The sequence below is a fragment of the Mesobacillus maritimus genome (genome assembly GCF_023715205.1).
GTDB classification, from domain to species: domain Bacteria; phylum Bacillota; class Bacilli; order Bacillales; family Cytobacillaceae; genus Mesobacillus_B; species Mesobacillus_B maritimus_C.
The window spans coordinates 1-299 of record NZ_JAMBNR010000112.1 but is presented as its reverse complement, the minus strand read 5'-3'; the positions used below and the strand labels follow the sequence as shown (position 1 = coordinate 299).

1 rRNA gene is annotated in these 299 nt (G+C 42.1%); it reads right to left on the bottom strand.

The window, feature by feature from the left end:
• Positions 1–235: 235 nt before the first annotated feature.
• Positions 236–299, bottom strand: a 16S ribosomal RNA gene (locus M3182_RS25865); the annotation flags it as partial.

Genomic DNA, 299 nt, shown 5'->3' with positions numbered 1-299 from the left:
TGGAGGTACAGCATTTGAAGTCGTTCTTTGACTTCAAGTGATGGACCGAAGCGACCTCGAGGGTCTAGACGCTGTAGCTAGACAGCATTTTGAGAGAATATTGCACTCTCAAAACTAAACAAACAAGCAGTCAATAGTGCAATTTTTTTTACAAATTGCTTAGTGCAATTTGTAAATTTGCTTTGTACGAATCGTAAGATTCGCATTCCGAATGTCCTTACGACATTATCCTTAGAAAGGAGGTGATCCAGCCGCACCTTCCGATACGGCTACCTTGTTACGACTTCACCCCAATCATC